Origin of the sequence: Pseudogemmobacter lacusdianii (assembly GCF_030848395.1) — a bacterium.
Classification (GTDB): Bacteria; Pseudomonadota; Alphaproteobacteria; order Rhodobacterales; family Rhodobacteraceae; genus Pseudogemmobacter; species Pseudogemmobacter lacusdianii.
Window position 1 is genome coordinate 1 of record NZ_JAVDBT010000019.1, and the last position, 14,528, is coordinate 14,528.

General features: G+C 60.5%; 11 protein-coding genes, 2 pseudogenes and 1 other annotated feature. Of the genes and pseudogenes, 8 read left to right on the forward strand and 5 right to left on the reverse strand.

The genetic code is table 11. The features are described from left to right. Nucleotides 1-67: 67 nt before the first annotated feature. Entirely contained in the window at nt 68-1,429 is a 1,362-nt protein-coding gene (locus tag Q9295_RS16245; protein ID WP_306681641.1) for a dihydroorotase, read from the reverse strand. Then, entirely contained in the window at nt 1,426-4,080 is a 2,655-nt protein-coding gene (acnA, locus tag Q9295_RS16250) for an aconitate hydratase AcnA (RefSeq protein WP_306681642.1), read from the reverse strand. Before acnA ends, Q9295_RS16245 begins: the two co-directional genes overlap by 4 nt. A gap of 231 nt (nt 4,081-4,311) precedes the next feature. Between acnA and Q9295_RS16255 the strand changes: the two genes are divergently transcribed. The 8 genes and pseudogenes from Q9295_RS16255 to Q9295_RS18010 all read left to right on the forward strand — a co-directional run. After that, entirely contained in the window at nt 4,312-5,235 is a 924-nt protein-coding gene (locus Q9295_RS16255) for an isocitrate lyase/PEP mutase family protein (RefSeq protein WP_306681643.1), read from the forward strand. Continuing rightward, a complete protein-coding gene (locus tag Q9295_RS16260; RefSeq protein WP_306681644.1) occupies nt 5,225-6,625 on the forward strand; it encodes a diaminopimelate decarboxylase family protein in 1,401 nt (466 codons plus the stop codon). Before Q9295_RS16255 ends, Q9295_RS16260 begins: the two co-directional genes overlap by 11 nt. After that, complete coding sequence (locus Q9295_RS16265) at nt 6,622-8,019, forward strand: diaminopimelate decarboxylase family protein (RefSeq protein WP_306681645.1); 1,398 nt, start codon at nt 6,622-6,624, stop codon at nt 8,017-8,019. The genes Q9295_RS16260 and Q9295_RS16265 overlap by 4 nt, the downstream gene beginning before the upstream one ends. 10 nt (nt 8,020-8,029) lie before the next feature. Beyond that, a complete protein-coding gene (locus Q9295_RS16270) occupies nt 8,030-8,236 on the forward strand; it encodes a hypothetical protein (protein ID WP_306681646.1) in 207 nt (68 codons plus the stop codon). A gap of 25 nt (nt 8,237-8,261) precedes the next feature. Next, nucleotides 8,262-9,338, forward strand: coding sequence for a class I SAM-dependent methyltransferase (locus Q9295_RS16275; RefSeq protein WP_306681647.1), 1,077 nt, complete (start codon nt 8,262-8,264; stop codon nt 9,336-9,338). Beyond that, on the forward strand, nt 9,338-10,174 hold the full coding sequence (locus Q9295_RS16280; RefSeq protein WP_306681648.1) for an alpha/beta hydrolase: 837 nt from the start codon (nt 9,338-9,340) through the stop codon (nt 10,172-10,174). Before Q9295_RS16275 ends, Q9295_RS16280 begins: the two co-directional genes overlap by 1 nt. A gap of 85 nt (nt 10,175-10,259) precedes the next feature. Then, entirely contained in the window at nt 10,260-10,928 is a 669-nt protein-coding gene (locus Q9295_RS16285; RefSeq protein WP_306681649.1) for a GntR family transcriptional regulator, read from the forward strand. 111 nt (nt 10,929-11,039) lie between these two features. Next, nucleotides 11,040-11,183 (forward strand): annotated as a pseudogene (locus tag Q9295_RS18010) (IS6 family transposase); the annotation flags it as partial. Between the two features lie 173 nt (nt 11,184-11,356). On the opposite strand, the gene Q9295_RS16295 reads toward Q9295_RS18010, so the two are convergent. From Q9295_RS16295 to Q9295_RS16305, 3 genes and pseudogenes are all read right to left on the reverse strand, one after another. Next, nucleotides 11,357-11,686: a hypothetical protein gene (locus Q9295_RS16295; protein ID WP_306681650.1), complete on the reverse strand. Its 330-nt coding sequence runs from the start codon at nt 11,684-11,686 to the stop codon at nt 11,357-11,359. 48 nt (nt 11,687-11,734) lie between these two features. Next, nucleotides 11,735-13,077 (reverse strand): annotated as a pseudogene (locus Q9295_RS16300) (IS3 family transposase). Beyond that, nucleotides 12,603-12,758 (reverse strand) — a sequence feature (AL1L pseudoknot). (Overlaps the previous pseudogene by 156 nt.) 450 nt (nt 13,078-13,527) lie before the next feature. Continuing rightward, a complete protein-coding gene (locus tag Q9295_RS16305; protein WP_306681651.1) occupies nt 13,528-14,448 on the reverse strand; it encodes a LysR family transcriptional regulator in 921 nt (306 codons plus the stop codon). Nucleotides 14,449-14,528 lie beyond the last annotated feature (80 nt).

Genomic DNA, 14,528 nt, shown 5'->3' on the forward strand with positions numbered 1-14,528 from the left:
TCTGTCAGTCTCCTCGCGGAGCCTGAATCACGCCGCGAGTGGATAATCAATGGGTCCTGACCCTAGATCAGCTGCGGTGCAGATATTGGCCCGAGGGGCTGGTGTAGGCGTCATCCAGAAGCTGGCCGTCTACGGCGATAGTGCGGCCGCGCAAGATGGTGCGGCAGGGCGCGCTTTGCATCGTAAGACCTTGATAAGGCGTGTAATCCGAATGCGAAAGCTGGGTTTCATGGTCGATGGTGATCTGGCGGTCAGGGTCGACCACGACCAGATCGGCATCCATGCCAACGGCGATATCGCCCTTGTTGGGGATCGAATAAAGCCGGGCCACATTTGCGCTGGTTGCAGCAGCAATCAGCTCAATCGGCAGGCTGCGCTTATGGACGCCTTCGTGCAACAGCACCGGCAAAAGCGTGCCAATGCCGGGGAAGCCAGCGGTCGCGGTCCAGATGCTGTCGCCTTTGGTTGCCACTTTGCGCGGCACATGGTCCGAGCCGATCGTGGTGATCAGCCCCTCGGCTACGCCTTCCCAAAGCGCCTCGACATCGGCTTGCTGGCGCAAGGGCGGGTTCACCTTGCCCAAGATGCCGCAACCGGCATCGCGGGTCAGCGAGAGGTAATGGCTGCAAGTCTCGATATGGACCGCCGGGCCGCCGCGCTTGCGCATCCGGCGCACGATCTCAAGGCTTTCGGCGCTGGACATATGGACGATGTTCACCGGGCAGCCGGTCTTTTCGCCGAAATACATCACACGGAAGACGTTCTCAGCCTCAAGGAAGCCGGGGCTTTGCTCGTCCCAAACCGCCAGATCATCGCGGCCCGCCTCTTTCAAGCGGGTGCGGAAATGCGGGATCACCTCGACATTCTCGCAATGCACGCCCACCACGCCGCCTCGGATCTTGGCCGTGGTCTCCATCGCGGCGTAAAGCAGCCCGTCATCAACCTCGGTGAAGCCCTTGGCCTGACCGGCTTTGCCCTTATACATCAGGTAAACCTTGACCGACGTTACGCCATGGGTCTGGGCGCAGACGGCAAGGCTTTGCAGTTGTTGGTGGCTGGTGATGCCGAAATGGAAGCCAAAGTCGATCAGGGACTGCGCCTGTCCGCGCTCTTTCCAAGGGCCGGTCGATTTCGTCAGATCATCCGAGCGGTGAAACGTCATCATCCCCGTCACGCCACCCAAAGCGGCCGAGCGGGATTCGGTCTGGAAATCGGTTTCGTTTGAGCCAAAACCGATGTGGGTATGGGGATCAATTAGCCCCGGCAGCACCCATTTGTCGCGGCAATCCACCACCTCACGCGCGGCAGGCTCTGCGCTTTGGCTGTAAATGCCGACGATCTTGCCCTTGCTGACCCCGATCGAGCCCTTGCGAAGGCCGCGGCCGGGAAAGACGATCTCGCCATCTTTCAACAGAAGATCCAAGGTCATGCTTGTGCATCCTTTTGCGCGGCAGGCGCTGCATCGCCCACGAAGTCATTCAAAACAGCGCGCAAAAGCCCGCCATTGCTGAGCAGCTGCCGCTCACTTTCGGTGGAGGCATCCAGCGTCACGGTGAAAGCGACCTCACCAGCCTGCACTTGCAAGGGCGCGCCGCGCGCGATGGCATTGCGGATGCCGGTGATGGTGATCGGCTCTTGCCCCGTAAGGCCAAGCTGGCGCCAGCCCTCGCCGGGCTGGAAGCGCAGGGGCAAAATGCCCAAAGAGACAAGGTTCGAGCGGTGGATACGCTCAAAACTTTCGGCGATGACCGCCTGCACGCCCAAAAGGACAGAGCCTTTGGCCGCCCAATCGCGGCTGGAGCCGGTGCCGTATTCCTTGCCGCCAAGGACGACCAGGGGCAGGCCGCGGTGACGGTAGACCTCGGCCGCAGCGTGGACCGTCATCATCTCCATCTCCGGCAGAAGCCGGGTCACGCCGCCTTCAACCTCGGGGACGAGGAGGTTCTTGATCCGCAGATTGGCGAAGGTCGCGCGGGCCATCACCTCATGGTTGCAGCGCCGCGCCACATAGGTGTTGAAGGCCTGCCGCTCGATCCCCAGTGATTGCAGGTAAAGCCCTGCCGCGCTGTCCATCGGGATCTCGCCACCGGGCGAGATATGGTCGGTGGTGAGAGAGTCACCATAGGCGCCCAAAACCCGCGCGCCCGCGATCTCATCCGAACGATCGCCCGCGCCTGCGGCCTTATCGAAGAAGGGCGAGGGCAAGAGATAGCTCGAACTTGCATCCCAGGCAAAGCGCGGCCCGACCGGCGCTTGCAAGGATTGCCAAAGCTGGCTGCCCACGGTTTGCACCGGATTCGGGCTGGGCTGGGGTTTGGCCGCCGCCGCAACCAGCGCAGCCACAGTGTCATCGGCGGGCCAGAGATCGGCCAGCATCACCGGTTGCCCCTTGGCGTTCAGGCCAAGCGGTTCGGTTTCAAGGTCAATGTCGATCCGTCCTGCCAAGGCGAAAGCGATCACCAGAGGCGGCGACATGATGTAATTGGCGCGGATCTGGCGGTGGATCCGACCTTCGAAGTTGCGATTGCCTGAGAGCGCGGCCGCCGCCACAAGCTCGCCCTGGTCAATCGTCTCGGCCATCGCGGGCACCAGCGGGCCAGATTTGCCGCCGCAGGTGGTGCAGCCATAACCGATGACGTGAAAGCCGATCTCGGCCAGCGCAGAAAGCAGGCCAAGTTCGTCCAGATAGCGCGCGACATTGCGCGAACCGGGCGCCAGCGACGTTTTCACATGGGCCGGAACCTGAAGGCCCAGTTCGGTGGCGCGTTTGGCAATAAGGCCGGCGGCGATCATCACCGACGGGTTCGAGGTATTGGTGCAGGCCGTGATGGCGGCAATGGCCAAGGCGCCATGGGTAAGCCCTGATTGCGCTGCGGGTTTGGCCGCGAAACCGCCCTCGGTTTTGGAAAGCTCCAAGCGGCGACGGAAATCCTGCGCCACTTGCGGCAAAGCCAGCCGGTCCTGCGGGCGGGCCGGGCCAGCGACGCTGCGTTTGACCTCACTCAGGTCAATCTCAATGACCCGCGAATAGCTGGGCTCGGGGGTGCTTGTTTCGCGCAAAAGGCCATTGGCGCGGCAATAGTCTTCGACAAAGCGCGCATGTTCGGGCGAACGGGTCGCGTTGAGGTAGGTCAGCGTCTGCGCATCGACCGGGAAGAAGCCAGCGGTCGCCCCATATTCGGGCGCCATATTGGCCAGTGTCGCACGCTCCGGGACGGAAAGACTGCTGACGCCTTCGCCGATATATTCCACGATCGCCGCAATCACGCCTTCGGCGCGCAGCCTTTGGGTCGCCGTAAGTGCGAGATCGGTGGTGGTGACGCCCGGTCCAAGCCGGCCATTCAGCCGCAGGCCAACGACCTCCGGCATCGGATAGACATGCGGATAGCCCAGCATGGCGGCCTCGGCATCCAAGCCGCCAACGCCCCAGCCCAAAACGCCCAAGGCATTGACCATCGGGGTATGCGAGTCGCCACCCAAGACGAACTCGGGATGTGCCGTTTTCGTATGCTCTGGACCTGAAACCGCAATCACCGTGGCAATCTTCTCAAGATTGAGCTGGTGAATGATGCCTGAGCCCGGCGGATGCACGGTGATATTGTCAAAGGCCTGCTCGGCCCATTTCAAAAAGCGATACCGCTCATCATTGCGGTGAAATTCGACGGCAAGGTTCAAAGCTTCCGCATCTTTGGAACCGAAATGGTCGACCTGAAGCGAATGGTCGACGATCACGTCGACCGGGACGCGGGGCTCAACCGTGAGCGGATCGCCACCAGCCGTGTCGACGGCGTCGCGCAAAGTGGCAATCCCCTGCAAGACTGGGATGCCGCTGGAATCGGGCAAGATCACCCGGGTGACATGCAGCGGAATGCCGCGCCCTTTGTTTTGCCGCCAGTTCAGCGCGCTTTGCAGGTCATCCTCTGTCGCGCCGCCCGAGGCCTGATGGCGCAGCAGGTTTTCCACCATGGTGCGGATGGCATAGGGCAGCGAGGCTAGGTCGACGCCCCGCGCTGCCGCCTCTTGGTGAAGGCGGTGCAGGGCGACACTTGTGCCGGACAGGTGCAAATCTTGATGCGCCACGGTGAACTCCATTCTGCGGCTGACTATATGGATGGCGAGATTGTGGTCAACAGTTTTTGGCGTATTATCTGCAATTATCGTGACAATTCCCGTAAATCTGTCTGCAAGTTGAAAAGTTTTAGGGCTTTTGTTTGAAAGTGTTGACACTAATGGGCGTGCAAATTAAGGGAGGGCATCAAGTGGGTGCCTATGGGGGTGCCTGAGGCCGACCATGCAAAGACTGGAACGGGTATGACCAAGATGACCGCCGCCCTGCGGCAGCTGATTAAGACATCGGATTTCCTTGTCTCGCCCGGCGTGTATGATGGCTATAGCGCGCGGCTGGCTGAGGCAGCGGGTTTTGCCTCTGCCTGCACGTCTGGCGCTGCGATCGCCAACTCTCTGCTGGGCGTTGAGGATCTTGGCTTCATGGGGCTGAGCGAGAATGTTGCGCATTGCCGCAATCTGGCGCGGGCGATCTCGATCCCGCTTACGGCCGATGCGGACAATGGCTATGGCAACCCGGTCAATGTGCATTTCACCGTGCAACGCTTTGAAGAGGCGGGTGTTGCGGGGGTGAACTTGGAAGACCAAGTCAGTCCCAAGCGCTGCGGTCATATGCCCGGCAAGAACGTCGTGTCCTGTGATGAGATGGTTAAGAAAGTCGAGGCAGCCTGCCTTGCGCGCCGCGACGATGATTTTGTGATCATTGCGCGCACCGATTCTTTGGCTTTGGAGGGGATCGAGGGTGCGGTTGCGCGGGTGAAAGCTTATGTCGCCGCCGGCGCCGATATGATCTTCCCCGATGCGGTGAAGTCGCGCGAGCAGATCGCCCGTATCGTTGAAGCCGCTGGCGATGTGCCTGTTACGGTGAATATGGGCTTTGGCATTCGGTCCCGCCCGACCACGCCGCTTTTCAGCATTCCCGAGCTGAAATCTCTGGGGGTGAAACGTGTCAGTCTGCCGCGTATGTTGCCTGCGGCCTCGATCAAGGCGATGACCTTGGTGTTGAAAGAGATGAAGACCGTGATCGAAACCGGTGTGCCGGTTGATCGGCCCGATCTCTTGGCCAGCATCGAGGATATTTGGAGCCTGATGGGCTTTGATGAGGCGCAAGAGTTGGAGCGCAAGCTCTTAACCACGGCCGAACGGTCAGAACGCTATGGTGAGCAGTAAGATGGATCAGATCGGCCAGACACAGCTTTCGGAAATTCGGATTCCGAGTGATGTCTTGGAGGTCGATCCCGAGGGCCATCTGCGGATCGACGGGCATCGCGCCAGCGATCTTGTCGCGCAATTCGGCTCGCCGCTATATGTGACGGTCGAAAGCACGCTGCGGCAAAATTGCCATAGCATCCTTGCGGCCTTCAACGCCCATTGGCCTGCCGGGGTTGAGGTCTTCTACGCGATCAAGACCAATAACACCTTGGCGATTAGGCATATTCTTAGCCAGGAGCAGATCGGCGGCGAATGCTTTGGGCTGAATGAATACCGCGCCACGCTGGAGAACGGCGTGCCGGGGGACCGGATCATTCTGAACGGCTCGGACAAATCGCGCGATGAGATCGCGCTGGCTTTGTCCCATGGCTCGGTGATCAACATCGACCATGAAGACGAAATTGCCGTCATTGCAGGGCTCAGCTCGGCGGCGCATCCCGCGCGGGTGAACCTGCGCATCAAGCTGCATTCCGAGGCCTTCGACCAGTTCGACAGCGCGTTTTTCAAATCCGCCGATAAGATCAGTGACGCTCTTGCAGCCTCAAAATGGGGCGCCTCCTTGCCCGAGGCGCTGCGCTTGGTGCAGCTGATCTTGGCCGAGCCGAGGCTGAAGCTGATCGGGCTTTCAAGCCATGTTGGCCGCTTCTCGAACCTGCCCGAGGCGGCGGCTGTGGGAGCGGCGGAGCTGGCGAAAGTGGCCATTGCGCTGCAAGCCGAGACCGGATTCTGGCCCGAGGTTTTGGATCTTGGCGGCGGCTGGCCGCGTCAGCGCGAACCGGAATCGCGCCAATCGGCGATGAACCCGCATGCGATCGGGGATTACGCCGCCGCCGTCGCGCAGGCGCTGACGCAGGCCCTTGGGGGGCGCCCGCTGCCAAAGCTTTGGCTGGAGCCGGGGCGCTATCTTGTTGGCAATGCGGTGCTTTTGCTGGGGCGCGTGGGGGCCGTACGCAAGGATCTTGGCCGGGTGTGGACCCATATGGATGCCAGCACCAACCATCTGATGCGCATTGAGACCAGCCGCAGTTGGTATCACGTTTTGCCCGCTGATCGGATGCACGCGCCTTATGAGGCGACCACCGATATCGTCGGCCCGACCTGCATCCCTTCGCTTCTGGCGGGCGGCCGCCCGATGCCCGACCTCAAGCGCGGCGATGTGGTCGCCTTTCTGGATGCGGGCATGTATGCCGAGGTTATCTCTAACCAATTCAACGGGATGCCGCGCCCGGCCAATGTCTTGGTCGCAGCGGGGCGGGCCGATCTTATCCGTCGCCGCGAGACCTATGCCGATATTTTCGGCACCCATCTTGTGCCCGACCATATTGATGTGACCGCGACGAAACCATGACACGCGCAGCCGAAACTGGTGCTGATCTTCTCAATCGGCTGAGCATCTTCAGCGACCGCTTGACGGTGGATGCAGCGGGGCAATTGGCCATCGCGGGCTACAGCGCCAGCGACCTTGTCGCGCAATATGGCTCTCCGCTGGTCGTCTCGGTCGAAGAGACGTTTGAAGCGAATTACGCCCGCATCCTGACCGCCTTTTCGCAATGGTGGCGGGGAGAGGTGCGTGTGCTTTACTCTTTGAAGTGCAACAACAATCTGGCCATCCGCGCGCTGCTGTCGCTCTTGGGTGCAGGGGGGGATTGCTTTGGCGATGCCGAGCTGCGTGCAACGCTTGAGACTGGGACCGATAGGGCTCAGGTTGCGCTGAATGGCAGCGACAAGACCGCGCAGCAAATCGCCGTTGCAATGGCCGCCGGGGTCACGATCAACATCGACGGCAGTGATGAGCTTGGTTTCATCGAAGAGATTCACCGCCAAACCGGGCTGGTGGCCAAGACCAACCTGCGCCTGAAGGTTCTGCCCGAAGAGCTGAACCACGTTATGCGGGGCTCGGGCCTGAAACACGGGGCGGGAGTTGAATCGGTGCGCAGGGCGAAATGGGGCTTTACCGAGCCTGCCGCCCTGCCGATCCTGCGCGATCTTCTTGCTTCGCCCGCCACGGATGTCACCGGGTTTTCCTGCCACATCGGCCATCTCTCCACCGATCCTTTGGCCTTTGCCGCGATCGCCGGGGCGTTTGGCGTCTTGGTGACCCGGCTGAGCCTTGCCACAGAGTTCCTGCCCAAGGTCTTGGACATTGGCGGCGGCTGGTCGCGCGAACGTGAGCCTGAGCAACGCGGCGATGATGTCGTCCTGACCCCGATCGAGGGCCAGGTCGAGGCCGCCGTCTCGGCACTGGAAGCGGCGATTGCGCCCTTGAACGTGACGCCCGCGCTTTGGGTCGAGCCGGGGCGCTATATCGTTGGCAATGCGCAGGTGCTGCTGGCCTCGGTCGGCGCGGTCAAAGAGGATGCGGGCCTGCGCTGGGTGCATCTCGACGCCAGCACCAACAATCTGCAACGGATCGAGACCGGCGGCTTCCGGCATGATCTTTTGCCCGCCAACCGGATGCTCGATCCGATGGATCAGCTCAGCCAGATCGTTGGCGGCACCTGCTTCCGCTCGGTCATCGGGGCGGATCGCGCCCTGCCATCTCTTTCACGCGGCGATCTGGTCGCTGTGCTGGACGCTGGCATGTATGCCGAGGTTTTCGCCAATCAATTCAACGGTGTGCCGCGCCCCGCTGGCGTGCTTTTGTGCAAGGACGGCAGCGTTGAACTGATCCGCAAGGCCGAGACCTATCAGGATATTTTCGGGCAGCACATCTTGCCGGCCCGCTTTGCCCCATCCCTCTAGGAGAAGACGCATGTCCAACATCCCGCAAACCTTCTTTGCAGACCCCGTGACCGAGCGGCTGTTCCAATCCGTCGTTGCCTTGGCGGCCGAGGTGAATGTGTTGCGCGACCGCGTGGCGCGGCTAGAGGCGGGTGCAGAGGCTGCGCCGCAAGCCAATGCCGCCGCGGATGCCGATGCCTTTGTGCAGCATGTTTTTGGCGGCCTTGTCCAAGCCTAAGCCCTGATCAAGAGCGGAGCCTCTTATGACTAATCCGAATTTCGCCCGTCTGCGTCTTGATGCCGAGACGCAATCCTACCAAGCCTTCATCGGTGCCTTCCGCAAGCTTTGGGCGGGTCCGCTCTATCGCTCTATGCGCGATGAGGCGGCTGCACTGCCGAACCAAGAGCCAGAGAATTTTGCGGCTTTTGAGGCGGAGTTGCACCAGCAGCCCAAGCACCAGTTCTTCGGCTGGCTTGAGCACAATCTTCAAAAGATGAAATACGAGGGTCGTTGGGGCGTGGTCCCGGCGGCGAATGCGCAGCGCGATGAGATCGAGGCGCTGATGGCTGCCCCCGTCGGTGGCAATCGCCTGACTGAAGATCCGGCCCTGCAATTGCCTGACTATTATGAAGAAAACGACTTCCATAACCACCCCGGTGGGTTGCGTGAAGACCCGCTGGCGGCGGTGATCTACCGCGAAAGCGCAAGCGCTGCGGGCGGCGTTGTCGGCAAAGCCGATCTGCATGCGCGCTATGTGCAGGCCCTTTTGGGCGACGCGAAAGTGAAGCGGGTGATCGACATTGGGTGCGGCTTTGGGCGCAGCACCTTCTGCTTCACCAACGCGCTCCCCGAAGCCACGGCGGTGGGTGTGGACCTTTCGGGATCTTGCGTGCGTCTTTCTGCGCATCTGGCCGAAGGCCGCCCGGATGAGAACCGGGTGCATTTCGTGCAGGCCGATGGCGTGAAAGTGCCCTTTGCCGATGCAAGCTTTGACCTCTTCACCTCGACCATGCTTTTGCATGAGATGCCGGCCGATGCGATCCGTGAGCTGATCGCAGAAGCCTTCCGCGTGCTCGAGCCGGGTGGCATCAGCTCGCACCTTGATTTCTTGCCGCCGCCGATCAACTTCCTGCGCGCGCTTTATCTTGGCCATTCGGATCGCAACGCTGAACCCTTCATGCGCGAACTGGCCGAGATGGATATGGTGGCCGAGCATGAGAAGGTCGGCTTCACCGATGTCGAGATCATCCCCTTTGCCGAAGATGATCAAGGTCTTGGCGAGAAGTGGCGCCTGCCTTGGACCATCATCCGCGCCCGCAAACCCGCGGAGGCAAAGTGATGGCAACCCCGACCATCCGTCGCGGCTTTGTCGATGTTCCCGGCGGTCAGGTGCATTACCGCACCGCCGGCGAACAGACCGGCATCCCACTGATCTTGATGCATCCCTCGCCCGGTTCGGGGCTGATGCTAAAGCCGCTTTTGCAGGCAATGGGCGCTAAACGCTGGACGATTGCGCTGGACACGCGCGGCAATGGCGATTCCTCGCCGCTGTCGGGCACGCCTGAAATCGCCGATTTCGCCAATGCCACATGGCAGGCGATTGACGCGCTTGGCATCGAAGAATGCTGCCTGCTGGGCACCCATACCGGTGCCTCGATCGCGACCGAGGCCTCGATCCAGCAGCCCGCCCGCGTGCGGCGGCTGATCATCGACAATATGGGTCTGTGGGACAGCACGCAGCGCCAGAACCATATCGATCATAACTCTCCCACCATCAAACCCGACATGATGGGCAGTCAGTTCAATTGGGCTTGGCACTATTGCCGCGACCAATATCTCTTCGCGCCTTGGTATCAGCGCAAAGAGGCCAACCGCCGCCATATCGACATGCCCGAGCCCGAGGTTCTGCATGAATTTGTGGTCGAGGTGCTGAAAGCGCTTGAGACCTATAACATGTCTTACTCGGCCGCGGCGCGGTTCGCGAAGCGCGACCGCTTGCCTCTTGTCAGCGTTAACACCATGGTGTCTTCCAGCGAACGCGATCCATTGAAGCGGTATCTCGATGAGTTGCACAGTTTGGTGCCCGGTTCGGTCAAGGCGATTGTGGGCGATCTGGAAACGGTCGATGGCGCCCTTGCTGCGGCTGAAATTTACGAAGCGTTTATTTCGCGTTAATCGATAGCGGTTGCGGCGGCCAAAGTTGTAAAAGCAGGGCCGCCGTAGCACCACAGTCGGCAGTCTATAGAAACAGGCGAATGCATTGAGCAGCACAGAGATCGCGCAGGCGGACGAAAATTCATCGGTGCCGCGCAGTGATACGCGGGGCGATGAGGTCTTTGATAAGATCCTTAACATGATCTTGACCTGCGAGTTGCCGCCCGGCGCCTTCGTCAATGAGTCCACCCTTGCCACCGCTTTCGGCGTCAGCCGTGGCCCCGTGCGTGAGGCGATCCGGCGGCTGCAAGGTATTCAGCTGGTCACACGCGAACCTTACGTTCGCGCGCGCGTCGTCACCTTGACCCGCCGCGGCGTGGTCGAGCTGTTCGAAACCCGCGAGGCCTTGGAGGGCTTTTCATGCCGTTTGGCCGCCCAGAACATGACCGATGTGAAAATCCTTGCGCTGGAGCAGGATGTCGAACGGGCCCGCCAGCCCGACGCAGCGCCGTTCGATTTCCATGAGCGGATCGTGCGCGAAGGCGGCAATCAGCGGATCATCAGTATCCTTTGCGGCGACCTTTACCATTTGCTGCGGATCTATCGTCGCATGTCGGGTGCCGTGCCCGAACGTAAGGAAGTGGCCTCGCACGAGCATTGGCAAATCATCCGAGCGCTGAAGATCCGCGAGGCTGAGCTGGCGGAATCCCTTATGCGGTCTCACATCCGCCGCGCCAGCGAGCAAATTCTCAGCAGCGGCAGCTTTGAAGACTAATCGAGACGCCGGGTATTGTCAGAGGAACCGCTTGAACGGGGCGGCGCGGGGTATAAGCCATCGCCGAATGACCAGACCTCTTCCTTTCGCTCTTTCAACACCAGTCGTGAGATCATTTGCCTAGCGGCGATGGTCTGGATTCGGTTTCCGCTTTTGGTGCGAAACGTCGACGATGTGCTGCATGATCGTGGGATCGAGGTCAGCCACGAAATGGTGCGGTTCTGGTGGAACAGGTTTGGCGCGAAGTTTGCCGCTTAACCGCCGGCATTGGTAGGGCAATCGGAGACTGGTTTCTATTCATCTAACAACGCCATCTAGTATCGAAACCATGCAAGACTGACGTGTGCGCGGCAAATTCCAGACAGTGCATAGGGTCGGCGTCTGAAAGGGTGCTTCGTTTGTTTGTGTTGTTATAGCGCGCTGAGCTCTCAGGCTCCGAATCTAGTGGCGCGATGGATCAGCACAATGGCCGTTCGGTGAAGGCCCAATCCTGCCCCCGCAACCAAAGAATCCGACCTCCACCCAATCGAACCCCCGAGCTTTGCCGGGGGTCTTTTGTTATCCGCATTCATCAGATGCAAAATCCCTGCCAAATCACCAATAAGTTCAATGTCATGCTTCGCAGGCGTGGTCGGATCAGGGATCATGCGGATCTCATCGATCAGGCTGCGCAGGATGTTCGAGGCTTCAAACCGCAGGCCCTCGTCATAAAGGGCGGTCGACAGCAGTTCGACCTCTTCGCTGTAGCGTGCCGCCATGCTGGGATGTGAACCGCGCCGGGTTTGCCGGAGGCTGATTGACGTTAGTTACGCGGCCATGGCTTCAGTTTCCAGAGGTGCATAGAAGTTGGCCTCGGCTTCTGCGGGCGGGATGTTCCCTATGGGCTCGAGAAGACGGCGGTTGTTGAACCAGTCCACCCATTCGAGCGTCGCGTATTCCACGGCTTCCAAGCTGCGCCATGGGCCACGGCGGTGGATGACCTCAGCCTTGAACAGGCCATTGATCGTCTCGGCCAAGGCGTTGTCGTAACTGTCGCCGACGCTGCCAACCGAGGGTTCGATACCAGCCTCCGCCAAGCGCTCAGTGTAGCGAATAGACAGGTATTGCGAGCCCCTGTCGCTGTGGTGGTGAGCCATTGTGGCGCCATTGGTTCAAGCCCAATGGCGAACGCCCCATGCCCTTTCCCGGGCGGCGATCATGCACCGCCTGTTCCAGGGCATCCAGAACGAACCCCGCATGCGCCGAACTGCTGACGCGCCAGCCAACGATCTTGCGAGCATAGGCATCGATGACAAAGGCGACATAGACGAAACCCTTCCAGGTGGCGACATAGGTGAAATCCGACACCCACAGCATGTTCGGGGCCGGAACGCGGAACTGGCGGTTCACCTTGTCCAGTGGACGGGGGGCTTTCTTGTCCGGGACCGTCGTCCTGTGCGGCTTGCCGCGGATAATGCCCTGAATACCCATGCTCTTCATCAGCCGTGCCATCGTGCATCGCGCGACATCGAAGCCCTCACGGCCAAGCTGTCGCCAGACCTTCCGGACGCCGTAGACCCGCCAGTTCTCTTCGAAGACCCGAAGGATCTCGGGGCGCAGAGCCTCGTCCCGGCGCGCCCGATCCGACAGCCGCGCCGGATCGGCCCGCTTGGCCAGATGTTCATAATAGGTGGACAGGGCAATCGGCAGCACGCTGCAAATCGGCTCGACCCCGTGCGCATCCCGATGCGCGTCGATAAAACCCACCATCACTTCGACCGGCGGTCGAGCCGCTACAGGCAGTGCTCGAAGCAGTGCCGCTCTGCCTTTCGCACCATCGCAAAATATGCGTTCGCCAGTGGGCTTGAACCAGTGGCGCCTGCACTGGCTCACCCTTGCGAAGGATCTCATTCGCCTGGCGCAGCTCGCGGTTCTCGCGTTCCAGCGCCTTCATCTTCTCGGCCATCTCGCTGGAGACGCCCGGACGCTTGCCGCTATCAACCTCGGCCTTCTTGACCCAATCGTTCAAGGTCTGCGGCGCGCACCCGATCTTCGCCGAAATCGACATGACCGCCTGCCACCGCGATCCATGCTGACCCTCATTGTCCAGGACCAACCGCACCGCGCGTTCACGCACTTCCGGAGAAAACTTGTTCGTTGCCTTGCTCATGATGCTCCACCTTACTCAGGAGTTGGAGCCTCCGACAAACCCGGCGCGGTTTAGGTCACTCTTAACTTCGACAGCCCAGTTTTCCAAAATAGCCACCTGCGGCAGGCGGATACCGAGATTGAAGCCGAGTTGCGCCGAGTTAAGAAAGAGCTAGCGCGCGCAATTTAGGAGCGCGACATCCTAAAAAAGTCTGTTCTTCGGTGAACCAGTTTCGCTTCATCTCTGGTTCTCTCATGTAGGCCAGAGTCTAAATCAAACTGGATTAGCTCCGAGGGGGCAGCGTCACGGGCAAGAACTCATTATTTCTGCTCGGACATCCCGCGGTGGTCGTGGCGCTCCTATGACGAATTTGCCCTGAAGGCCATCCTTCTAAGTCAACGAAAAAGGACGCAGCATTAAGGCGTGGAATCAAACATATAAGCGACCCTCAGCTCTTGCGACGGCAAGGCTTCAACGTATCGGTGTCACGGCCTGCGAAAACGCATTTTGCGCCTCGGCGGTGTCGCGGACGGCTTTCATGAACAATCGCAATGTGGCCGTGGGGGCGATCTTGCGGGGCATCAAGAATTGCGCGTCATAGCGGAACTCAGGCTCAAAAGGCACCGGCACCAAAGGCACCGGTAGATAGCCGATGATGGGAAAGGTGCTCATGAGCGCGACGCCTTTGAAGTGATGCGCCAGCCAAAGCGCCGCTTCGCCCGAAGACGCCTCCAGCATCTCGCGGGGGGTGGCGCCTTCGCTTAAGAGCTGACGCTCGATAAAGGCGCGTGAGCCGTGGCGCCGCGTCAGCAAGACCAGTTTTTCATCAATCAGATCGGCAGGATACGCCACTGCCTTTTGCGCAAGCTTGGTGCTGGGCGAGGCAAAGCAGTACAGCCGCGCGCGGCGAAAATTTATGCTGACGAGGTTCGGACTGCGCTGCTGGGTGTCGGTGATACCGATATCCAGATCTTCTTCATTCAGCGCGTCCAAGATCACCGGGGTCGAGCGGATCTCAAGCCGGATTTGGCACTCCGGCATCAGGCTGGCAAAGCGGCCAAGCGCCTCGGGGATAAACCCATGGGCGAAAAATGGCGGCGCGCCGACCCGGAGCACGGATGGCCCAAGGTTGGGGGGCACTGCCGGTCCGTTTGCCGCCGACAACACGGCATTTGCTTGTTGTAAAACGCCCTGAGCGGCAGCGGTCGGCAACAGATTGCGGCCCACCCGGTCAAAGAGCAACTTGCCGGTTTTGCGCTCAAACGACGCCAGCATCCGCGAAGCGGCAGGCTGGCTTAACCCAAGCCGATCCGCGGCGGCGGTCACGGTGCCCAGCTCCATCACCTGTTGGAACAGCCACAGCTCTCGCAGGGTCCAGTCAGGATATTCCATGCGAGCGCCTCCGTTATTCATGCACTTTATGCATGATTATAAGATTTGATGATGTAACAAAAGCATGAAAAACGCAGGGC

Excerpts from the sequence above, each read along its gene's own strand:
- Q9295_RS16295 (WP_306681650.1), bottom strand. The coding sequence starts at position 11,686 with ATGGCGGCACGCTACAGCGAAGAGGTCGAACTGCTGTCGACCGCCCTT.
- Q9295_RS16270 (WP_306681646.1), top strand. The coding sequence starts at position 8,030 with ATGTCCAACATCCCGCAAACCTTCTTTGCAGACCCCGTGACCGAGCGG.
- Q9295_RS16265 (WP_306681645.1), top strand. The coding sequence starts at position 6,622 with ATGACACGCGCAGCCGAAACTGGTGCTGATCTTCTCAATCGGCTGAGC.
- Q9295_RS16305 (WP_306681651.1), bottom strand. The coding sequence starts at position 14,448 with ATGGAATATCCTGACTGGACCCTGCGAGAGCTGTGGCTGTTCCAACAG.
- Q9295_RS16275 (WP_306681647.1), top strand. The coding sequence starts at position 8,262 with ATGACTAATCCGAATTTCGCCCGTCTGCGTCTTGATGCCGAGACGCAA.
- Q9295_RS16255 (WP_306681643.1), top strand. The coding sequence starts at position 4,312 with ATGACCAAGATGACCGCCGCCCTGCGGCAGCTGATTAAGACATCGGAT.
- Q9295_RS16245 (WP_306681641.1), bottom strand. The coding sequence starts at position 1,429 with ATGACCTTGGATCTTCTGTTGAAAGATGGCGAGATCGTCTTTCCCGGC.
- Q9295_RS16280 (WP_306681648.1), top strand. The coding sequence starts at position 9,338 with ATGGCAACCCCGACCATCCGTCGCGGCTTTGTCGATGTTCCCGGCGGT.